Below are 21,789 nucleotides of genomic sequence, written 5' to 3'. Positions count from 1 at the left end.
GCATTTCAGCCTCCGTGCGCCTCATTAAACGCCAGTACAACCCCTTCCTCATCGTTCCAGCCCAGTGTCAGGCTGTGCGGCTTCTGCTTCGCGGCCATGTGCGTGAGCAGTTGCTGGCTCAGCACCGGCAGAATCTGCTGATTGAGCAGGCTATCGACGTTACGTGCACCGGTATCTGGCAGCAGGCAGGCTGAAGTCAGCGCGTCATAAAGACTTTCATCAATGTGCGTGCTCAGGCCGTAGTGTCGATGCAGACGCTTGCTGACCTGTGAGAGTTTCATTTCCACGATGGTACGCATCGCCGCTTCGGCTAATGGACGGTAAATCACCGTCTGGAAACGGGCCAGCAGCGCGGGCTGGAAGTGGTCGCGCAGTATCGGGCGCAGCAGCTCGTGCAGGTCGGCTTCGCTGGCCTCCGGCTGTTCGTCCAGCAATTGCATCAGGTGGTCGCTGCCGAGGTTGGAGGTCATCAGGATAACGGTGTTACGGAAATCAATTTCGCGCCCTTCGCCGTCGCGCATAAAGCCCCGGTCGAACACCTGGTAGAACAGGTTCATCACGTCGCGGTGCGCCTTTTCCACTTCATCCAGCAGCACCACGCTGTACGGACGTTTACGCACCGCTTCGGTGATAATGCCGCCCTGACCGTAACCCACATAGCCCGGCGGTGAGCCTTTCAGCTGCGAAACGGTGTGCGGCTCCTGATACTCGGACAGATTGATGGTAATCAGTGATTTCTCGCCGCCGTGCAGCACGTCCGCCAGCGCCAGTGCCGTTTCGGTCTTACCGACACCGCTCGGGCCAACCAGCAGGAACACGCCCTGCGGACCATTCTCGGAGGTGAGACCCGTTTTTGCCGCACGCAGGCGCCGGGCGATAGCCTCAAGAGAAACATCCTGACCGACGACACGCTGGCCGATTTCATTTTCCAGGGTCAGCAGTTCGGTCTGTTCGTCTTTCATCAGGGATGAGAGCGGCACGCCCGTCCAGTCGGCAATCACGTTGGCAACCGTGCGGGTGTCCACATCCACCTGAACCAGCACGTCGCCCTGTTGTGCCTGTTCGAGCTGCTGCCGCAGGTCGGAAATCTCCGCCTGCTGGCTGATGTCCTGGCGGCTGGTCATCAGCTGCTGCGCCAGCGCCTTTTCAGTGCTGAAACGCGCTTCCTGCTCCGCAATGCGCACTTCCAGTTCAGTCCTCTGCTGCTCAATGGCACCCAGGCGGTCACCATGGCGGTAGCTGCCGGCAGCGATATCTTCCCGCAGCGCCTGCTCTTCCAGTTCAAGCGCGGTGAGCTGTGCTTTCAGGCGCACGATAGCTTCCGGCACGGTATCCAGGCTCATGCGCACGCGGGCTGCGGCGGTGTCGAGCAGGTCAACCGCCTTATCCGGCAGCTGACGGCCGGTCAGATAGCGACGAGACAGGGTGACCGCCGCTTTGACCGCGTCGTCGGTAATGTGCACGTTATGGTGTTCGGCGTAACGGGATTTGAGACCGCGCAGCATCAGGCAGGCGGTGTCATCGTCAGGCTCGTCGACTTTGACCATCTGGAAACGACGCTCCAGCGCCGCATCGCGCTCGAAGTACTGTTTGTATTCAGACCATGTCGTGGCGGCAATGGTACGCAGTTCGCCGCGCGCCAGAGCGGGTTTCAGCAGGTTGGCCGCATCTGCGCCTCCGGCCTGATTACCTGCGCCGATGAGGGTGTGGGCTTCGTCAATAAACAGCAAAATCGGGGTGGGCGACTGCTGCACCGCATCGATGACGTTTTTCAGGCGCTGTTCGAACTCACCTTTCACGCCTGCCCCTGCCTGCAACAGGCCGAGGTCGAGGGTGCGCAGGATGACCTGCTTAAGTGATTCCGGCACATTACCCTCGGCAATACGCAATGCCAGACCTTCAACCAGTGCGGTTTTCCCCACTCCTGGTTCCCCCACCAGAATCGGGTTGTTCTTGCGACGGCGCGAGAGAATGTCCACCATCTGGCGGATTTCAGTATCACGACCAAAGACCGGGTCAATCCTGCCCTCTTTCGCTTTAGCCGTGACGTCGAGGGTGAATTTCTCCAGCGCATTCTGCAGGGCCGGGGTCAGTTCCCCCTCTTTCAGTTCCGCACCCACCGGACGGCCCACAAACTCCACCTCGCCACCGTGGCTCTGCGCCAGGTCTGCTTCCTGCTGCACGTCCGGACGTTCGTCCGACTGAGCGTCGAGCAGCGGACGCAGACGCTCCAGTTGGCTCTGGCCCAGCGTCAGCAGCGGCCACAGGCCATCGCAGCGCACCAGATTCTGTTTTTCCACCAGTGCCATTAACAGGTGCAGGCTTCGGATGTGCTCTTCACCGTTAAGCGAGGCAATCAGCCAGGCTTCCTGCATCAGGGTCTGAATGGCGTCAGACAGTTGCGGGCGATGGCGTACCGAACGCGGCTGCTTATCCAGCCAGCCCAGCAAAGCCTGCCACAGCGCATCCATATCCCACTCGTAGCGCCTGGCCAGCACGGTCAGGTCACCTTCCCCCTGCTCCAGCAGTTTCAGCAGCCAGTGCTCCGGCAGAATTTCCGCATGGGCGCGGGTCTGACAGAGCGAGGCCGCCCCTTCCATCGCACGGGCACAGTAAGGATTCAGACGTCGCAGCAGGATGGCTGGATTTTCCATGAGGTTCTCTCTTTGTCGGTTCCTGGACACGCTACCGCCCCTCGCTGTTTCCCGTGAAGGAGACCAAAGCGCATACGGTCGGCTGGCAGATTGTGGGTTCTTTGCTGAAAGCCCGCGCGGGCAGACGCTCAGCAAAAACAAAAAAGCGGACAGAGAAACCCTGCCCGCTCGTGACTTACGCGGTGGCGCGTTCGTTCCAGGAGTCGGAATGAATGATGTTGCCGTCTTTGTAGGTCCAGGTGATTTTTTCGTAGCGCAGCTCAATCTGCTCCAGATGGTTATGCTTCTCGTAGGAAGGATCCTTGATGTCGTGCATCACCGGATTCACCTTCACCACCTTCACGTTCTCAAGCCTGGTGTTGAAGTACTCCACCTCCTGGCCTGCGTCGTTGATTTTGTACCACCTGAATTCCGCAGACTTGAGGGTCTGACCGGTGGTCACCGCCTTGTAGAGGTACGGGCTGGCCGAGTCAATTTCCTTGGTGAACAGGAACGGGGTGTGGATACGGGTACCGGTCAGCTTGCCGGTGTTGTTGTCGGTCGGGATGTACAGGTTATGCGCCTGCGCCACCACTTCGATGCTGCCGTCACGGTCCTGCACGTCCACAGACCCTTTGATGTCCGCGCCGCCGTCGTCTTTCAGCCAGAGATAAACAGGAATTGCCATGGAATTACTCTCCATTGTGTTGTGACGCGTCATCATCCTGAGATGACGCCTGGGTGTGATCCGGTATCTGACAGGCGTTTGCCTGCGGTACCAGACTGATTTCGACACGGCGGTTAAGCGCACGGCCCTCCGGGGTGTCGTTGGTTGCGATCGGGCGACTTGCGCCATAACCCTGCACCGCAAAACAGCTTTCCGGCACATCGCCGGTGTCACGCATCCAGTCACGCACCGCCCCGGCACGTTTCTGTGACAGCGTCTGGTTCAGCTGTGCGTTACCTGTATTGTCTGTATGACCCGCGACCACAATCAGCCAGCCCGGTCTGGCCTTAATACCGACCAGAGAATTGACCAGCATTTTGGTCGAGTCGGCTCTGAGCGCCGACTTTCCCGAATCGAACAGCGACATGCTGTCGAGGCGAAGGGTTTTCGGACCCTGAATAATTTTCTTAATGATCGGAGGCGGCGGTGGCGGAGGTGCCCAGTCATTGACGGCGGCCTCAACGGGCGGAATCAGTCGCAGTCCCTGATACAGACCCAGGCGATAACGCAGTGGCTGCCCGCGTCGCGCCCAGTCGTCAAGCAATGCGCCATCGGCTCTGAGGCGCTGCTGGGCACGCAGTTTCGGGGCAACAGGCTCCCCTGTCAGCTGGCGATACAACGCAAGGTGATCGCCCACATTACGGATGAGGCGCTGGTTGTTCATCCAGGACGCCAGCATGGCAAGTGCCAGGAAAATCCCGCCCAGCAACCCGGCGTAACGCCAGAACACCATTCTGCGGCTGATGCCCCGTCGGCGTGGCAGCGCTGGCAGCAGCATTTCAGGCAGCGGCAGTGGTTCTGTCGTTTCAACTGCATCCGGTGGCAGCGCCGTCACGGAAGTGATTTGCTGTTGCCAGAGATTGCCCGCGATACCACTCACCGGCACCATGCACATACCCTGCACGCAGGGCGTCATCACCGGTAACTCCCCCCGCCGTACCGACAGCAGGTCATTCACCGCACTGTTCTGCCAGGCAAGCAGACTGTCCAGCCACAGGCCATGGCTCAAACGCGAAAGACGCCCGTCCGTTCCAATTTCCAGAGGCCAATCCGTCAGTGACACATTGCCCTGACCGGGCTGATACACCTGAATACCGCTTCGCGGGCTGACTGTGGTAAACCAGACGGGCTTAGCCTCTGCACAGGCCACAGGAGGCGATACCCAGGTCACGGTCCACAGCGGGGGGAGAGTGCCAAATGCCGCACGGCACTGGACGACAGACCGCTGCCAGCCCCGAAGATGCTGGGTAAAATCATCGCCAGAGAAGTGCTGTTCAGGCACCACCGCCAGCATGACGGAGATTTGCGACGCCAGGGCCGGGCGCACCAGGCTCAGATGCTGTGCCAGGAGGGGCAGTTGTTCCGCATCCTTCACCCACAGATACCAGCCCTGCCGGGTTTCCCGGTGACGGGTGCCGGACACAAACAGCGGAGTGTTGTCGCCACAAACGAGGACCACTGCCCCCTGAAAATCTTCCGGTGGCAGGTTTTCATCCACAATTTCCCGGACAGCGGTTGCCCGCGCCTGCGCAGCCCGTCGCTGACGCCAGAGCATCGCCCCGGACACCAGAACAACCAACAGACTGAGTGCCACACGGCTGCCCGCGGACAGTGGCCAGAATCCCAGAATGAGCCACAGCGCCAGTACGGCCCCCAGGGCAGTTAACAGACTTCGGTACGCATCCCGCATCGCTTACCCCGGCCTGACGGTCTGGCTTACCAGTTCGGTAAGCGAAGACGAAAGGAAGAACCAGAGCGCCACCAGGGCGACAGCGGCCACAATCCAGCTCAGCCAGTACCCGCGACGGCCGCTGCGCAGGCGTGATGCCCGGGTAACAATGGGAACGTCCTGTGCCAGCGTAAAGGCCGGTACCCGTTCCGCAAGCGCACGAACAATATCTTCCCGGCGCTCATCATCCTGAGTGCGATACTGCCCCACGAACCCCAGTTGCAGGCTCCGATACATGCAGGTCAGGACAGCAGCATCAGGGGCGGTTTCTTTCAGCAGGTTGCGGATCCGTTCCCACAGCTCCTCACCGGCATTGAGGGTGCCAAAGAAATGAGCCTGCAGCGGATCACGGCGCCAGATCAGGTAACCGTCATCGATGGTTCCGCGGTTCATCACACTCTCATCAAGCAGTGCACACAGGGCATACACCATATGGTCACGGTTAATGTCGCTGTAACCTGCCTCCGTGAGCGCCGCTTTCGCCTCCTGCACCAGACAGCAGGCCCGGCGATAGAGCCCTTCCCCGTCCCGGACTTCCTGCCCACCTCGCAGCTGGCTGACCATCAGCCAGCCCGGATAGAAAATGCGTTCTATCTGCCTGAGTTCGGATTTATTCATGAGCGCAGTACCGCAAAGAGTTCAAGACTCACATCCCCCAGCGAGCGCGGGGTATAGAAGGTGCAGCTGCCCATCTCAAGCATTGCCTGTGCCGTCCCGGTACTCAGATCCAGCGAGAAATAGTGGTTCTCAAGGCGCAACGGGATAGCGGCCGGCACATGGGTCAGCGGCTTGATAACCATTCCGCTCAGGGCCACATTCACCACATCGGACACATCTTCAAAGCTGCCCGCTTTACACAGCTGCGGGAATTTGGTCTGAAGTTCATGGTTTGGCATGGAAGAGCGTACGGAAAGGTAGAAGTCTGCCCCTTCGCGCAGGCGCGCATCGTGCAGGGCACCTTTCCAGATCTGGTTCTGGTGCTCCAGGTGGATATTCACCACACGTGAAGGCAGGCTCGCTTCCAGCAGCTTATCGAGCAGTGTCAGCAGCGGCGGGAAGACCCGTTCCGGTGCATCGTGCTGGTAAGCAGGAATATCGCCGGCGTCGTGCTCAAGTGAGAAAGTCAGCAGGCTGCCGGCCAGACGGGTCAATTCGCGATACAGCATTTCCGGGTGACGCTCAGGCGTCTGATGCAATTCCTTCAACACCGGCTCGGCGCTGTTCAGGGCATTGAGCAGCCAGAACAGGGAGACATCCGCAACCGCAAAGTCAGCCATGCGCTCATTGCTTTCCCGGCGCATGGCCATCAGGCGACGGCGACGGGCCTGCAGACGGACCAGCAGGTCACCCAGTTCGGTAGTAAGCCACGGACTGGCAGCAATAGACAGTACTGGCGGGATAAAGGATGGGTCCCGGCTCCACTGCCCCTGAGCATTACGCACCAGACGGGCCACCGGACAGGTCAGGTATGCTGCGTTTTCCTGGCTGGACAGACGCAGGGTCAGCGCATGACGCAGGATCGCAAGCTCCCCGCTTTCATGGCCGGCCAGTTCCTGCACGACCACACGCTCTGCTTTCCAGCGACGCGGGCGCTCACTGTCCTGGCCGTTATCAAGGTTGCCACCGCTGGCGCTCAGCAGCGGCAGTGCGGCAACCACCTCAACAGCCTCTGAGCCGTTTGCGGCAGACAAATCACAGACCGGCGGAATATTATCCGCCAGATCCGTATCAACAATCGTGCCATCCTGGAAACGTACGACCAGACGGGTGGCATTCAGGCGCGCGAGCGCCAGTGCAGCATCATCAAACTCTGCCGCCATCACGCCCCAGGGATGAGAAAACCCCATCCGGGCGACCATGTCAGCAACGTATTCACTCCAGCGGGCCTGCTGCTGGAATTGTTGCGGGGCCAGAGCGGCCCCATCCTCCCAAAGTGGACGGTAAATTTTCATCCCTGATTTCCCCTCGCCTTACGATTTCGCCTTCGGCATCTGCGAAACCAGTGACAGGTTGACGTCCATCCCTTCCACCTGGAAATGCGGGATAGCGAACAGCTTCACGCGGAAGAAACCGGGGTTATCTTCGATGTCTTCCACCACCACTTTCGCATCGCGCAGCGGGTGAGAAGCCTGCAGCTCATCGCCCGGATCGGTCATTTCGGTCACCAGGCTGCGCACCCAGGTATTGAGCTCTAACTCCAGCAGACGGCGGTCTTTGGTGGTGCCAATGTTTTCGCGCTGGATAAGCTTCAGGTAGTGCGCAATACGTGACAGCAGGAAGATATAAGGCAGGCGCGCGTTAATGCGGCTGTTCGCGGTCGCATCAGCCGTGTCATACAGCGCAGGTTTCTGGGCGGAGTTGGCGGAAAAAAAGCACGCATAGTCGCGATTTTTATAGTACGACAGCGGAATGAACCCCAGGCTGGCGAACTCAAATTCACGGGTCTCCGGGATCATGACTTCAGACGGGATCTTCACCTGATTACCGGTGCCCAGATCGTAGAGATGAATCGGCAGATCCTGAACGGCACCTCCCGCCTGCGGGCCACGAATCTGCACACACCAGCCGTTGTGAATGAAGCTGCGCACCATGTTCGCCGCAAAGGCAAAGGAGGCGCTGGTCCACAGATATTTATTGTGATCCGGGCCTTTCACCTCTTCGGCGTAGTTGAAGCTGCGCACCGGAACGGTGTCGGGGCCATACGGCAGACGGCCCAGAACACGCGGCATCACCAGCCCGATATAGCGGGCATCATCCGTTTCGCGGAAGGATTTCCACTTGATGTATTCAGCACGGTCGAAGTAGTTGCCAATATCTTTAATGGCCGCCACCTCCTCCATGGAATCTTTCAGGAAGAATGTCGGACCGGCAGAGCCGATAAACGGCATGTGGGCAGCGGCGGAGACTTTCGAAATATTGCGCAGCAGGGCCACATCCTGTGCCGACGCATCAAATTCGTACGCCGAGATCAGGGCAGCAATCGGTTCGCCACCCGGGGTGTCATACTCATCAATATAGGTCTGTTTGTAGAGCCCGCTCTGAATGATTTCCGGGCTGTCTTCAAAGTCCTGGCGCAGCGCCTCTTTGGACATATCCAGTAGTTCGATTTTCACGTTCTGGCGGAAATCGGTTTTGTCGACCAGTGACTTCACGCCGCGCCACAGGCTTTCTACCGCCTGAAACGTCTTATGATGCATGACGGCATCGAGCTGACGACTGATCTGGTCATCCAGTGCGGCAATGTGCTGGTCAATAAGGTTTTTATCGAGTTTTTCGACCTTAGAGCCTGATTTAGTCAGGCATTCGAGAAAGACCTGCATACCGGCTGTAATACGTTCATCTGCCGTTGCATCCGACATCGCCTGTGCGTCCTGCCAGATATCCAGCGCACTCAGCTCTGAAACCGGGTTCAGATTGATTTTTTCAAACAGAGAGGCATAAACCCCACCCGCGGCAGGACGCCCGGTTACCGCATAGTCGCCACCCGTGGCGTTCTCATTTTGTACAGACATCAACATCTTCCTTATTAATCCATTAATTCATCGCGAAAGTTATGGCTGTTGAGAGGCCAGCGCGGAGAGTTCGGCCCGGAGCTCTGCGCTTAAGGCCGGATCGAGCAGGATTTTTTCCAGCTCCTTGCGAAAGGCCTGGTTGTCCAGCAGGTTGGCCTTTAAATCACGCAGTAGATTGCGCATGGAGAGCATCGCTTTCAGCTGCGGGATCTGTCGGGCGATCTGTTCCGGAGAGAAATCCTGCATGCTGCGGAATGTCAGACTGATCTTTTCTTCACTGCCGTCACCCGCGAGTGTATTTTTAACGGCAAAGTTCACTTTTGGGGAATATTCGGAAAGAACAGAATCGAAGTTATTTTTGTCTAAATTTACCTTTTTCCGCTCCGATATTTGAGATGCGTCCTTTCCATTACTGAAATCACCTGCCACCAGTAATTTAAGCGGAAGTTCTGTTTTCTTGTTTGCGCCTCCGGTATGGAGATCAAGCTTTAAATTAATACGTGATTTTGGCACTTCATTCTGGAAACTTTCAGCCATTTCATCATCCCTTTCTTATCGCCGTAGGTACTTTTCTGACCCGGATTAACTGCCCGCGATAATAGAACAATGAACAACAAAAGATCAAACAAACAGATCATTAAACTTCAATAGGAGTTTTCTTAGATTTTTATGCTGAATAAAGCAGAGGGATTTATACTGACATTTCAGAAAATTGAGCTACTTTAAATATATTAAACAAATTTTTATGCCGTAATACCAAAATTAAACAGCAGATGATTTAATAAAGCTGATTAGATTGATTGAGATTAATATTTTAAACCGGAAAATAACCATTCTCTAAGACTTTTAACACTTTCATTACGTAAAAACCAAAAAAAGAATCAGCTTTAAATTTTTTAATACTGATACAGCCAGAGACAAAAAGAAATAAACAGAGAGCAGTGTCAGATAATAAGAGAATTGTTTTGATCTCAGGAAATGCTTATTACCCGACCCTGGTTTCCATGATCCCGATCCGGTCTGCGCCTGTATGCAGAAGCGGTAACCGATTCAGAGACCAGGTTGCTTAGCTGAGTGCCCGGCGACAGGCGGAGGGTGTGGTTCCGTATACCTGGCGGAAACGGTGACTGAAGTGAGCTGACGAGTGAAAGCCACACTGTAAAGCGATGGCGGTCAGGGTCAGATCGGGCCGTTCAAGCAGCACCCGCGCACGATCCATGCGGCGTCGCATCACAAACTGGTGCGGCGCTTCGCCGATAGTGTGACGGAACATACGGGCAAAGTGAAACTCGCTCAGCGCCGCTTCGTGCGCCAGCACGGCGAGCGTTAAAGGCTGGTCAAGATGGGCATCAATAAAGTCGAGTACCCGGCGTAATACTGCCGGGGCCAGCCCTCCCCGCACCTGAGGCAGCTGCCAGTTAACTTCGCTGTAGTGCTGTAACAGATGCGTCAGCAGCAGCGTGGAGGCGCTGCTCAGCGTTAACTGACTGGCAGGCTGTTGCCAGTCACTGCTCAACAGAAAGTGGCGATAGAGCTGGGTGATACGGTCATCCGTGGAAAAGATTTTCTCATCCAGCGTTAACTGCGCCGGACTGCGGTCCCAGACCTGTTCGGCCAGCTGTCGCAGATGCGCCTCGCTGCAGTAGAGGTGCACAAAGGCGAGATCGGCACGCAAATCCCAGGTGGACTCTGTACCGGCAGGCATCAGACAGAAACGATCCGGTGCGCCGCCGTTGCGCCAGCCATGCGGCGTTTTATGCCAGGTGTCATAACCGCCCGCCACATAGAGGCTCAGCGTATGGTGATCGCTGTGGTTGGTCACGCGATCGCCGCTGTTAAACCAGGCTGCCAGCTGAATGCCGCTCTGAAGCTGCACCTGGTCACGCAGTTGGGCTTTACGGCGCTGCAGCATGTCAAAGGTCTGGTATGGGCTCATCCGCATGTCAGTTCAGATTAAACAGAGTGCCAGTTTACGGTGTGCGCCCATCAGAAAACAGGCTATAGCGGAACTGAAGTTAAAAATGCGCAAGATTTTGCAAAACCGCCGCAACCCGTTGCAAGCGCAGCAGGGATTTCGGGCGCAGACTCGGCGTTTTATGGAGGAGAACCCGGCGATGAATCTGTTTTTGTATCTCTCTGTCGTGCTGATCTGGGGAACGACCTGGATTGCGATCTACGCGCAACAGTCTGCGGGCATGGGTGCCGTAACCGTCGCGGTGTTCTGGCGGTTTTTGCTGGCTTCGCTGGTGATGTTACTGCTGCTTAAGCTGATAAAACGCCTGCACAGGCTGACGCTGCGGGATCACCTTTTTTGTCTGTTGCAGGGCTGCTGCGTCTTCGGCTTCAATTTTGTCTGTTTTTATTCTGCGTCCGCCTATATCAGCAGCGGTCTGGAATCGGTCATTTTCTCGATGGCCGTGATGTATAACGCCATTAACGGCTGGCTGTTCTTCCGCCAGCGCCCTTCCGTGCGTCTGATCCCGGCCATTGCACTGGGGATGACCGGCATCGTTGCGCTGTTCTGGCACGATTTGCGCAGCACGGAAACTTCGGCCGGACTGATGTGGGGCATCGGTCTGAGTGCACTGGGCACGCTGGGTTTTTCATTTGGCAATATGATCAGCCAGCGGCATCAGCGGTTACAACGCGATGTGCTGACCACCAACAGTTACGGCATGTTGTACGGCGCGCTGATGATGGCACTGATTTCGCTGCTGCAGGGTGTTTCGCTGCAACCGACCTGGAATGTGCAGTGGCTGGGGGCATTAACCTATCTGGCTATCGTGGGTTCGGTGGTGGGCTTTGGCGCCTACTTCACGCTGGTGGGACGGATTGGCGCCAGTCAGGCAGCCTATACAACAGTGCTGTTTCCGCTGGTGGCGCTGGCACTCTCTACCCGCTACGAAGGATATGAATGGCATGCCAGCGCCATCCCTGGCCTTGTCATGATTCTGCTGGGCAATCTCGTGATGTTTGCCCGCTGGCCGGCAAGCCGTCGCCGGATTACGGCCTGATAAGGAAGCGGGCAGTGGCCCGCATCCGGAGGGGCATTATGCCCACTGCTGCTGGAGAAGTTGTTGTGGTTGATTGACCGCCTTTCGGGCGATCCAGTAGAGCAGAACACGTTCGTCATCATTGTCACGATCGGCCATCGACAGCAGTTTCAGTGCCAGCGTCGATTTGGTCACAGGCTGTTGTTCTGTACTCAGTTCAATCACGGCCTGACCGATGATGCAGCAAACCTCATCCTCACTGGTGGTGGATTCATATGTCCGGTCTTTCATATTTCCTCCTGTTAAGTGAACTGTTAGCCTGGCAAATAATCCGCCAACCTGCTCAGATAACCGACACGCTGAAACATTATTTTACGGGTAGTTACGCTTCCTGGTTAAGCTGCCATTTTGGTTACTTTCTGCGCACCCTGTCGCACCATGCTGTACCACGCAATGCCATTCATACCGTGTGAATGGCATTTCATTCCGCAATCCGTTCCGTTCATACCTTTGCCACCTGCTCGCGTGCCCCACTGCTTTATGCTGACCGCAGTTTCCAGATTCCCGGATGGGAGAGATAAATGATGAACCAGACTCAGCAGGCTTCTTTCCAGCGTTCGCGCTGGCTTACATTGTTCGGCACTGTCATCACTCAGTTTGCGCTGGGGTCAGTTTATACGTGGAGTTTGTTTAACGGCCAGCTGTCGCAGAAGCTGGATGCGCCTATCAGTGAGGTTGCTTTTTCGTTTGGCCTGCTGAGTTTAGGTCTGGCCATCGCTTCCTCGCTGGCCGGTAAGTTGCAGGAACGGTTTGGGGTACGCCGCGTGGCGATGGGCGCGGGCGTGCTCATGGCGCTGGGATTCTGGCTGACGTCGCAGGCAGATAACCTGATGATGCTCTATTTCAGCGCCGGCCTGCTGGTCGGTCTGGCCGATGGCGCGGGCTATCTGATGACGCTCTCTAACTGCGTAAAGTGGTTCCCGGAGCGCAAAGGGATGATCTCCGCCTGCGCCATCGGTGCCTATGGCCTGGGCAGCCTGGGTTTCAAATTTATCTGCGGGGCCCTGCTGGCGACGGTCGGTCTGGAGCAGACCTTCATGATCTGGGGCGTAATAGCGATGTCGATGATCATCCTCGGGGCACTGCTGATGCATGACGCGCCCATGCAGGAAAAAAGCCTGAGTCATCAGGGGCAACAGCCTGCGCGGGATTACACGCTGGCCCAGTCCGCCCGTATGCCGCAGTACTGGATGCTGGCGCTGATGTTTCTGACTGCCTGCATGAGCGGACTCTATGTCATCGGCGTCGCCAAAGATATCGGCGAAGTTCTGGTGCATCTCTCCACGCAGAGTGCGGCCAGCGCCGTCACCGTGATCGCCATTGCGAACCTGAGCGGCCGTCTGGTGCTGGGGATACTGTCTGACAAAATGTTGCGGATCCGCGTGATCTCGCTGGCGCAGGTCGTCTCACTGATCGGTATGGGCGTGCTGCTTTTTACCCGAATGAACGAGGTGACCTTTTTCCTCTCGCTCGCCTGTATCGCCTTCAGCTTTGGCGGAACTATCACAGTGTTCCCGTCACTGGTCAGTGACTTCTTCGGCCTCAACAACCTGACTAAAAACTACGGTCTGCTCTATCTGGGATTTGGTATCGGCAGCGTACTGGGCTCCCTGGTCGCCTCGCTGTTTGGCGGTTTTACCGTGACCTTCAGCCTGATCATGACGCTGCTGGTTATCTCTCTGTTCCTGTCACTCACCATCCGCTTACCACAGCGTTCCGTGACGGTGGCGCCGGTTCTGCAACGTCATTAAACAACAGGGGCCGCTTCGCGCGGCCCACCTCTCTCTAGCCGCGGAACAGCGGCTCTGCCATACCTGCAACAGCTACATCCACTGCAAAGATATCACCGGAGTGAGGATAACGCGCCAGCTCCTCTTCCGTGCGATCTTCCCGCGAGCTGGTGATAAACAGCGTTTTCAGATCGGCACCGCCGAAAGCCACCATGGTCGGCCACTTCACCGGCAGAAGGATCTCATCAACGATCTCCCCGCTCTGAGGATCGATACGTACCACGCGTCCGCCGTCAAACTGTGCTGACCAGTAGAAGCCTTCGCTATCCACCGCCGCGCCATCCGGTAAACCACCGCTAGCGTCGAAACGGCGGAACAGCATCCGTTCTCCCGGTTCGCCCTGATCATCTAACGGATAGCGGTAGAGCGCCTCATTGGGCGTATCGCTGTGATACATCCAGCGCCGGTCAGGTGAGAAAGCCAGTCCGTTGGAAATTTTGATGTCGCGCGCTTTCACCTCCAGGTTAAGGTCCGGCGTTACGCGGCACAGCAGTCCCCCATTTTTATCCTGCGGTTCCCACAGACTGCCGCACCAGAAATTTCCCCATGGATCGACACGACCGTCGTTAAAGCGGCTCTGCGCGGCCTCACCGGGATTGTCGGCAACCTTCTTCTCTGGTTTACCCTGCGCATCCAGCAGCCAGACACCGCTGCGCAGAGCGGCGATGATTCCCCCCTGCTCACGCAGACCGATGCAGCCTACGTGCTCCGCCTGCGGAAAGGTCTGCAGATCGCCGCTGACCGGATCAAACCGGTGAATGGCGGGTGCCAGAATATCGACACACCACAGCACCTGTTCTCTGACTGACCAGAGCGGACACTCGCCCAGCTCCGCCTGCAAAGCCAGTATATGTTTCACGTCGTGCGCCATGTTTCTCTCCTGTTGAACTGACATGCTAATAATGTAGTTGTAAAAACTTTCAGACGAAGATTATTTTCGCTTGATTTTGAGACTATTCTCTCTGATAGTATTTATTATTCAGTTCATTCTGATTTTCTTATTTCTGACTGCCGCTTATTTCAGCATTATGAAATATTTCGTCATATCTTATTAAATAACTCTACAAAGCCTGCATCTTCACTCCACTTTTTCCGCGTAGTGTTACCCTCATCGGGAAAGAGGAGAGGACTTCCGATGAAGAGATTAATTAAAGTCGCTTCGGTCGTGGCACTGATGACATTATTAAGCGGTTGTATCATCACTCCCCGACATGACAACGGCTGGCACCGTGGAGGTGGCGGCGGGTATCACGGAGGTTACTATGGAGGATATCACGGTGGGTATCATGGCGGTCATCATCGCCACTGACGGGCAAAGATGTCACACAGCATAGAATAAAAGAAACACACTTTAAGGGCGGGATAATTATCCCGCCCGTTTTATTTAGCTTTTCAGCGCATAATTACACTGGAACCACGCCTTCTGCAGTCCCGGAATATGACTCTCCTGCGCGGGCAGCGCCTCGACTTTATCAAATCCTTTGTTGCTGCAGTAATTCGCCAGATCGATATTCATTGCATCACGATTGACCTTCAGCGGGTCAAAACGATACTGCACAGTATTTGAGGTCGGATCTTCGTCTACACGTTCAAATGCCCCGGGCTTGCTGGCAGTACAGCCTGTCAGCAACATCAGCGCGACTGCGCCAGTTATTAATTTTTTCATCAGATTGTCCTCACGTTGCTGCGCAGTTTAAGACGCAGCCTGTCACGCATCCATAGGAAAATGCGCGAAAAACCGAAAATTCAGAAAATTTTACCGATTGATTCAATACGATTAAACGGCTATTGCTATCGCGGCAGCCATGACACTATGCACTCAGAGACCACGAAGACTGCACCACACCAGGAAATGCCAATAATAAGACTCTGCCTCTCTCTTCCCTGCCCGCGCTAAGCGGGCTTTTTTTCATCCGCTATTGCTGCCCGTTACTGGCCACTTAATGCAATCATTCTACGTAACAGGTTGGCGGCGCGCTTGTCAGGTAATGCCAGAATTGCACTGTAGAGATCGATTGACATGGCACACAGCGATGAGCGATCCACGGCGGTATCAGCAGGCATGTTCAGCTGCTGCAGCCTGTCGCCCCACTTCTGATAAAGCTGGCCTGTGATCTTTTGCAGGTCGTCCTGCGCCTGCGTCTTGTCCAGAGGCTGTTCCGGTGGTGGGCTGTTCAGGAGCAGCTGCTCCATCGCTTCCGCTTCTCTGCGGTTCAGGGCTGGTGACAGCGTCGTCTGCAGATTGATGCCCCCACTTACCTGCGGGTAGAGATAACGGAAACAAAGTCCCGGATCGATCTGGTTCAGCGCCTGCATCTCTTCGACCGAGACGCTGATGTAATGGACAACAGCCGCATCCGTGCCACGCATCAGCCGCTGATTGACTACCTCAATCAGCCAGCCGCGCAGCTCACCCGTTGCCTTATCTGCCGGTTCACCCGCGCGGATGCGCCGCGTCAGCTCCTGAGTGAGCAGCAGCCAGAGGGTTGGCTCCTGCGTCTGCAGCACCCGAAAGCCGGGCATCTTTGTCAGCTGGCTGACCGCCTGCTCACGCTGAGCAGCCTGCAGCCGTTGCGGCGCGACCCAGCTGAACCAGAGCAGATTGGCCACTATCAGTGGCAGCAGAAAAATGATCAGTCCCTGCCACAGGCGCAGCCGGGTATTTTTGATCAGCACAATGACGATCAGCGCCAGCAGCGCAAATGCCGCCAGCGTTATTACAAGCAGTGAGTTCATGCTGCGGGATTAATCCTTACGCACGTCAATCAGCACTGGACAGTGAGCACGTTCAATAACCGACGCGCTGACCGAACCTTTTAATAGCCGGTTGAAAGAAGAGAGATGACGTCGGCCCATAATAATCATACTGGCCTTGAGCTGTTGCGACTGGGCGACGATGGTATCAGCCGCCTCACCAGCCAGAATCATGCCTCGCGCATCGATACCCGCGCGCAGCAGCGGTGCCAGTGCGTGGCGAACCGCCATTTCTGCCGTGTTCTGTTCGTCCTGCGCCGCCACAAAATCGGCCGGGTCTTCACCTGCATCGATCTCCATCGGCTGATTGCAGGAGGAGTAGGCAGGATCGACACAGCAGAGCACCACGACGCTGGCACGATGCGCCAGCGCCTCTTCAATCGTTAACGCGACCACTTTTTCTGCTATCGGAGAGTGGTCGATGGCCATCAGCAGGGTTTTCATCAGGGCTTATCCTTCTATCGCGGCAACTTTGCCGATTTCACGCACCAGCGCCTCTTTGCACTTCAGCATCTCGTCACGAAAACGTGCTTCATGGCGCAGAAAACGGGCAGAGGGCACCAGCAAAGAGACAGAAAAGCGACCAAACAGCGTATCCAGCGCAAACGCCATGGTCGAGACACCTTCCAGCGTCTCCCCACGATCCACGGCGATACCTGTTTCGCGCACTTCCCTGATCAGCGCCAGCAACTGCGGCACTGTTTTCACCGTCATATCGGTTAACTCCTGCCAGGCATCACCAACGATCGTCCGCACATCTTTGTCACACTCCAGCGCCAGCAATGCCCGGCCACCGGAGGTGCTGTAGAGCGGCAGATTGAGTCCCATGTGCGGCACGACCCGCAGCTCACGCGATGCCACCACATGGTGAATAATCGCCAGCTGGCTGCCGCTGGCACGCGCCAGTGAAACGGTTTCGTTGGTGTCAGTAGAGAGTTTTTCCAGCAGCGGGCTGACCAGATCGACCACATCGGTATGGACGCTGGAGATCAGTTTTAACAGCGCCGGGCCCAGACGTAAGCCGCCTGCACCGGTGCTGCGCACCAGTTCTGCGCTGTCGAGCGCAGCGACGATGCGCTGAACCGTTGAGCGAGGCAGCGCGACCGCCTGCGCAATCTCGCCCAGACTCATGCCGCCCGGCTGTTCGCCAAGGGCATTAAGAATTTTTGCCGCGCGGGCAATGACCTGAATACCGCCCGATTTTTCATCCTCACGGCTGGAGGGTTGATGTGCCATAGCGTCGTCCTGTTTGAGCTGCCTTACTGTAGCGCGAATGACGCACGTTTTACACCCTGTACCACATTGCAATACAGCATACCGGGATGTAATATTGCGCTCTGTATCACATCGCAATACACTGCATCACAATAACGAGATCGCCTGTAATGACTAGCCAGCCTGCGTCCGCGCCGGCCCCCCACCCTTTTACACTGCGACTGGCTCTCGGCCTGGTCGGTGTGCTCATCGCCGCCCTGACCTCCGGGCTGAACGATCGCGTCAGTGATATCGCCCTGGCCGATATCCGTGCCGCGATTGGCATCGGTTACGATCAGGGTAGCTGGATTATTTCCGGTTATCAGGCAGCCGAAGTGGCTGCCATGATGATTGCGCCCTGGTTTGCCGTCACCCTGTCGCTGCGGCGTTTTACACTCGGTGTCTCAGCGGGCTTTATGCTGACCGGATTCCTGCTGCCGCTGGTGCCGGATCCCACGCTGTTTATCAGCCTGCGTGTTCTGCAGGGGCTGTTTGGCGGCGCCTTACCGCCGATGCTGATGACCGTCGCCCTACGTTTCCTGCCGCCGCCGTTTAAGCTATTTGGTCTGGCGGGCTATGCCCTTACCGCCACGTTCGGTCCCAATATGGCGACGTCGCTGGCGTCGTTGTGGACCGATCAGGTCAGCTGGATAATGGTGTTCTGGCAGGTGGTGCCCGGCATGCTGATTGCGATGCTGCTGATCGGCTGGGGGCTGCCTCAGGATCCACTGCGGCCGGAACGCTTTCAGCAGATCGACCTGTTTGGCATGGCCACAGGCTGCAGCAGCGTGGCGCTGCTGGTTCTGGTGCTGACGCAGGGTGAACGCCTCGACTGGCTGAATTCACCGCTGATTACCGGCATGCTGCTGACCGCACTGCCGCTGCTGCTGGTGTTCCTGATCAATGAGTGGTTTCACCCGCTGCCGCTGTTCAGACTGCAGATGCTCCGGCGCCCCAATCTGGCGCACGGGCTGCTGGGGCTGGCCTGCGTGCTGATTCTCGGGCTATCCGGCTCGGCGCTGCCGTCGGTCTATTTTGCTCAGGTCAGCGGCTTTCGCCCACTTGAGTTTGCGCCACTGGCGCTGGCGGTCGGCCTGCCACAGTTGCTGATCGCACCGCTGATTGCTGCCCTGCTCAATATCCGCTGGATTGACTGCCGCTGGGTGCTGACGGCAGGCGTCGGCCTGCTGGTCATCGCCTGCCTGCTCGGCACGCAGATCACCAGTGACTGGGCGCGACAGAATTTCTGGCTGTTACAGATCCTGCAGGCATTCGGACAGCCGATGATCATTCTGCCGATACTGATGAGCGCCACCAGCGTCGTCGCGCCGCCTGAAGGCCCCTTTGCCTCGGCGATGTTTAATACTGTGCGCGGTTTTTCCAGCATCGCCGCTTCCACGCTGGTTGAGGTCTTTCTCTCACACCGTGAGCAGTTTCACTCCAGCATCCTGATCAATCAGGCGGCCGACCACAGCTGGCTGATGACCGCGCCGACGGCCGCACAGGCCAGCCGCAGCCTGCCGCTGCTGCCAGATGGCAGCATCAGCGCCAGCGATAATCTCAGCGGTTTCGCCACCCTGGTGAGACATCAGGCGACGGTGCTCGGCCTGAGCGACAGCTGGCTGATGCTGACCGGCTTTGCCGCCTGCCTGTTAGTGCTGACCATCATCCTGCCCAGACGGGTCTGGCCACCGCAGACTTTGATTCAACCCCACCCCCGGAATAAGTGAATATGCGTGCTTTCGAATTGAAAAGAACCCTGCTGCTGAGCCTGCTGCTGCTGGTGTTACTGGCCCTGGCCTTTGTGGTCTGGTCACTAATGAGCGGTAACGACCATCAGACCAACGACGCGTACGTCAACGCCGATTACACGCTGGTCGCGCCCCGTGTTTCAGGTTATATCAGCCACGTTGAGGTGCAGGATAATCAGCCAGTCAAAGCAGGCCAGCTACTGGCAACCCTGGACGATCGTGATTATCGGGTTGCGCTGGAAAGTGCCAAAGCCGATCTGCAGGTGAGTCAGGCAAAGCTGCTGAGCAGCCAGGCACAACTGGAACAGCAGCAGTCCGTTATTGATCAGCAGAGAGCCAGCGTGGCAGCGAGCCAGGCATCCGCGCAGTATGCCGGGCAGAGCGCCGATCGTTACAATCGCCTCTATAAGAGCGGCACGGTGGCCGCCGACGACCAGCAGAAAGCCAGCTCAAACCAGCGTTCCGCGCTGGCGGCCGTGCATCAGAGTCAGGCGGCGCTGGCGTCAGCCATGAAACAGGTGGGCGTGCTTAAGGCTGCGGTACGTTCGGCGGAAGCCGATGTCGCCGCAGCAAACGCCAGCGTCGACCAGGCCAGACTGAATCTCTCCTATACCCGGATTACCGCGCCGGTTGATGGCATGGTCGGTCAGCGCACGGTACGTACCGGCGCTTATGTTTCGGCCGGTACCCGTCTGCTGGCGGTGGTGCCCCTGCAACAGACCTACATCACGGCTAACTATCTTGAAACGCAGTTAAGCGATGTGCGTCCGGGTCAGCGGGTCACGGTGCGGGTGGATGCGCTGCCAGGCCTGACCTTCACCGGCCATGTAGACAGCATCGCTCCGGCGACCGGGGCAACTTTTTCTGCCATTGCACCCGATAACGCCACGGGCAACTACACTAAAGTCGTTCAGCGTCTGCCGGTGAAAATTGTGCTGGATAGCGACCAACAACATCTGGCCCAGTTGCGTGTCGGCATGTCGGTGATTCCCAAAATAGACGTGAACTAAAATTGTGAGCAATATCTCAGAACGGACCTATTTCAATTGGTCCGGATTCCGCGTAAATTAGCGCTCGATCCTGTTCTGAGTTATTCAGATCAACCCGGAAGCGAGTCAGCCAGAGAAAATAATGGCGACCTCCATTCCCTGTCTGTTCGCGTTGCACTGGTCTGGGATCGCCATCATCGTAACCGCTCAGAGGAGTTGTTTTGTGAAATATGCCTTGATGGGAATATCATTTTTCGCGTTACTTTGGTTCGGGACCTTCGTTCTGCTGCTGAAGTAATGGCGCGACAGTGCCGCTATGGGGCGACCTTTGAGTCGCCCCTGCGAGCCATTACTCTGCTTGTTCTGCTTTCAGACTGTTTGGCAGGACACCATCAGCACGGAACATCGCTTTAATCCCCCGCACCGCCTGACGAATACGATCGCTGTTTTCAATCAGCGCAAACCGCACGTGTGTATCACCATAGTCGCCAAAGCCAATACCCGGTGAGACACAGACTTTCGCCTCCTGCAGCAGATGCTTAGCAAACTCCAGCGATCCCAGATGTGCATAGTGGTCAGGAATTTTTGCCCAGACGTACATGGACGCTTTCGGGTTATCTACCATCCAGCCCGCCTCATGCAGACCTTTTACCAGCACATCGCGCCGCCGTTTATACTGCTCGGCAATATCGCGCACGCACTGCTGATCCCCTTCCAGCGCCGCAATCGCCGCCACCTGCAGCGGCGTGAAAGTGCCGTAGTCGTGATAACTTTTGATCCGCGCCAGCGCAGCAACCAGCTCTTTGTTGCCGACCATAAACCCGATGCGCCAGCCCGCCATATTGTAGCTTTTTGACAGGGTGAAAAACTCAACGGCGACGTCGCGCGCGCCTGGCACCTGCATGATCGACGGCGCTTTCCAGCCATCGTAGACGATGTCAGCGTAAGCCAGATCATGGATCACCAGCACGTTGTACTGTTTCGCCAGCGCGATGACCCGCTCGAAAAAGTCCAGCTCCACACACTGCGCCGTCGGGTTAGAGGGGAAGCCCAGAATCATCATTTTTGGCTTGGGATAGCTTTCGCGAATGGCGCGTTCCAGCTCATTGAAGAAATCGACGCCCGCCACCAGCGGCACCGAGCGCACCTGCGCCCCGGCGATCACCGCGCCGTAGATATGAATCGGATAGCTGGGGTTCGGTACCAGCACGGTATCCCCGTGATCCAGCGTCGCCAGCATCAGGTGTGCCAGCCCCTCTTTGGAGCCAATGGTCACAATCGCCTCTGATTCGGGGTCGATCTCCACCTGATAGCGTTCAGCGTACCAGCGCGATATCGCCCGACGCAGGCGCGGAATGCCGCGCGAGGTGGAGTACCCGTGGGTATCGTCACGCTGTGCCACCTGACATAACTTTTCAACGATGTGCGGCGGCGTTGCCCCATCCGGGTTACCCATTGAAAAATCGATAATATCTTCACCGCGACGGCGGGCAGCCATCTTCAGTTCAGCGGTGATGTTGAAAACGTAAGGGGGCAAACGATCAATACGCGAAAAACGACGGGGTGTGCTGCTATCAGCCATGATGACCTCTGGTTT

Annotated in this window: 20 protein-coding genes; 5 read left to right on the top strand and 15 right to left on the bottom strand. The window is 56.9% G+C overall.

The genetic code is table 11. The annotated features are described in order from the left end of the window. Positions 1-5: 5 nt before the first annotated feature. From tssH to RT657_RS08435, 8 genes are all read right to left on the bottom strand, one after another. The gene (gene tssH, locus RT657_RS08470; protein ID WP_313653757.1) at positions 6-2,654 is read right to left on the bottom strand and encodes a type VI secretion system ATPase TssH; all 2,649 of its coding nucleotides are present in this window, start codon (positions 2,652-2,654) and stop codon (positions 6-8) included. Between the two features lie 175 nt (positions 2,655-2,829). Further along, positions 2,830-3,321, bottom strand: a complete 492-nt coding sequence (gene hcp / locus RT657_RS08465) for a type VI secretion system effector Hcp (RefSeq protein ID WP_313653755.1) — start codon at positions 3,319-3,321, stop codon at positions 2,830-2,832. A 4-nt stretch (positions 3,322-3,325) separates the two neighbouring features. Next, positions 3,326-5,050, bottom strand: coding sequence for an OmpA family protein (locus RT657_RS08460; RefSeq protein ID WP_313653753.1), 1,725 nt, complete (start codon positions 5,048-5,050; stop codon positions 3,326-3,328). Positions 5,051-5,053: 3 nt separating this feature from the next. Continuing rightward, on the bottom strand, positions 5,054-5,707 hold the full coding sequence (gene tssL / locus RT657_RS08455) for a type VI secretion system protein TssL, short form (RefSeq protein ID WP_313653751.1): 654 nt from the start codon (positions 5,705-5,707) through the stop codon (positions 5,054-5,056). Beyond that, entirely contained in the window at positions 5,704-7,041 is a 1,338-nt protein-coding gene (gene tssK / locus RT657_RS08450; protein ID WP_313653748.1) for a type VI secretion system baseplate subunit TssK, read from the bottom strand. The genes tssL and tssK overlap by 4 nt, the downstream gene beginning before the upstream one ends. Before the next feature lie 18 nt (positions 7,042-7,059). Beyond that, positions 7,060-8,607 carry a type VI secretion system contractile sheath large subunit gene (gene tssC / locus RT657_RS08445; protein ID WP_313653747.1) on the bottom strand — a complete coding sequence of 516 codons (1,548 nt, stop codon included), beginning with the start codon at positions 8,605-8,607 and terminating at the stop codon, positions 7,060-7,062. A 33-nt stretch (positions 8,608-8,640) separates the two neighbouring features. Next, entirely contained in the window at positions 8,641-9,138 is a 498-nt protein-coding gene (gene tssB / locus RT657_RS08440; RefSeq protein WP_313653745.1) for a type VI secretion system contractile sheath small subunit, read from the bottom strand. 529 nt (positions 9,139-9,667) lie between these two features. Next, on the bottom strand, positions 9,668-10,537 hold the full coding sequence (locus tag RT657_RS08435) for an AraC family transcriptional regulator (RefSeq protein WP_313653743.1): 870 nt from the start codon (positions 10,535-10,537) through the stop codon (positions 9,668-9,670). 178 nt (positions 10,538-10,715) lie between these two features. Between RT657_RS08435 and RT657_RS08430 the strand changes: the two genes are divergently transcribed. Beyond that, on the top strand, positions 10,716-11,615 hold the full coding sequence (locus RT657_RS08430; RefSeq protein ID WP_313653741.1) for an EamA family transporter: 900 nt from the start codon (positions 10,716-10,718) through the stop codon (positions 11,613-11,615). Positions 11,616-11,651: 36 nt separating this feature from the next. Here RT657_RS08430 and RT657_RS08425 read toward each other — a convergent pair whose 3' ends face one another. Beyond that, positions 11,652-11,885 (bottom strand): hypothetical protein, encoded by a 234-nt coding sequence (locus tag RT657_RS08425; RefSeq protein ID WP_313653740.1) that lies wholly within the window; start codon positions 11,883-11,885, stop codon positions 11,652-11,654. A 293-nt stretch (positions 11,886-12,178) separates the two neighbouring features. Between RT657_RS08425 and RT657_RS08420 the strand changes: the two genes are divergently transcribed. Beyond that, positions 12,179-13,405 carry an MFS transporter gene (locus RT657_RS08420; protein ID WP_313654156.1) on the top strand — a complete coding sequence of 409 codons (1,227 nt, stop codon included), beginning with the start codon at positions 12,179-12,181 and terminating at the stop codon, positions 13,403-13,405. A gap of 34 nt (positions 13,406-13,439) precedes the next feature. Here the strand turns inward: RT657_RS08420 and RT657_RS08415 are convergent, their stop codons facing one another. From RT657_RS08415 to RT657_RS08395, 5 genes are all read right to left on the bottom strand, one after another. Continuing rightward, positions 13,440-14,315 carry an SMP-30/gluconolactonase/LRE family protein gene (locus tag RT657_RS08415; protein ID WP_313653739.1) on the bottom strand — a complete coding sequence of 292 codons (876 nt, stop codon included), beginning with the start codon at positions 14,313-14,315 and terminating at the stop codon, positions 13,440-13,442. A 513-nt stretch (positions 14,316-14,828) separates the two neighbouring features. After that, positions 14,829-15,110: a hypothetical protein gene (locus RT657_RS08410; protein WP_313653738.1), complete on the bottom strand. Its 282-nt coding sequence runs from the start codon at positions 15,108-15,110 to the stop codon at positions 14,829-14,831. A gap of 263 nt (positions 15,111-15,373) precedes the next feature. Continuing rightward, positions 15,374-16,180, bottom strand: a complete 807-nt coding sequence (locus RT657_RS08405) for a hypothetical protein (protein ID WP_313653736.1) — start codon at positions 16,178-16,180, stop codon at positions 15,374-15,376. Between the two features lie 9 nt (positions 16,181-16,189). Next, complete coding sequence (locus RT657_RS08400) at positions 16,190-16,642, bottom strand: universal stress protein (protein WP_313653735.1); 453 nt, start codon at positions 16,640-16,642, stop codon at positions 16,190-16,192. A 6-nt stretch (positions 16,643-16,648) separates the two neighbouring features. Then, positions 16,649-17,434 (bottom strand): IclR family transcriptional regulator, encoded by a 786-nt coding sequence (locus RT657_RS08395; RefSeq protein WP_313653733.1) that lies wholly within the window; start codon positions 17,432-17,434, stop codon positions 16,649-16,651. A gap of 149 nt (positions 17,435-17,583) precedes the next feature. Here RT657_RS08395 and RT657_RS08390 point away from each other — a divergent pair, with 149 nt between their 5' ends. The 3 genes from RT657_RS08390 (at position 17,584) to ypdK (ending at position 20,490) form a co-directional block, all read left to right on the top strand. After that, positions 17,584-19,182: an MFS transporter gene (locus RT657_RS08390; RefSeq protein ID WP_313653732.1), complete on the top strand. Its 1,599-nt coding sequence runs from the start codon at positions 17,584-17,586 to the stop codon at positions 19,180-19,182. 2 nt (positions 19,183-19,184) lie between these two features. Next, positions 19,185-20,213: an HlyD family secretion protein gene (locus RT657_RS08385; protein WP_313653731.1), complete on the top strand. Its 1,029-nt coding sequence runs from the start codon at positions 19,185-19,187 to the stop codon at positions 20,211-20,213. A gap of 202 nt (positions 20,214-20,415) precedes the next feature. Next, positions 20,416-20,490: a membrane protein YpdK gene (gene ypdK, locus RT657_RS08380; RefSeq protein WP_099257831.1), complete on the top strand. Its 75-nt coding sequence runs from the start codon at positions 20,416-20,418 to the stop codon at positions 20,488-20,490. Positions 20,491-20,541: 51 nt separating this feature from the next. Here the strand turns inward: ypdK and alaC are convergent, their stop codons facing one another. Continuing rightward, a complete protein-coding gene (gene alaC, locus RT657_RS08375) occupies positions 20,542-21,774 on the bottom strand; it encodes an alanine transaminase (protein ID WP_313653730.1) in 1,233 nt (410 codons plus the stop codon). Positions 21,775-21,789 lie beyond the last annotated feature (15 nt).

This window comes from Pantoea sp. (genome assembly GCF_032114055.1).
In the GTDB taxonomy this organism is placed as follows: domain Bacteria; phylum Pseudomonadota; class Gammaproteobacteria; order Enterobacterales; family Enterobacteriaceae; genus Pantoea.
This window is presented reverse-complemented; position numbering and strand designations above follow the sequence as displayed.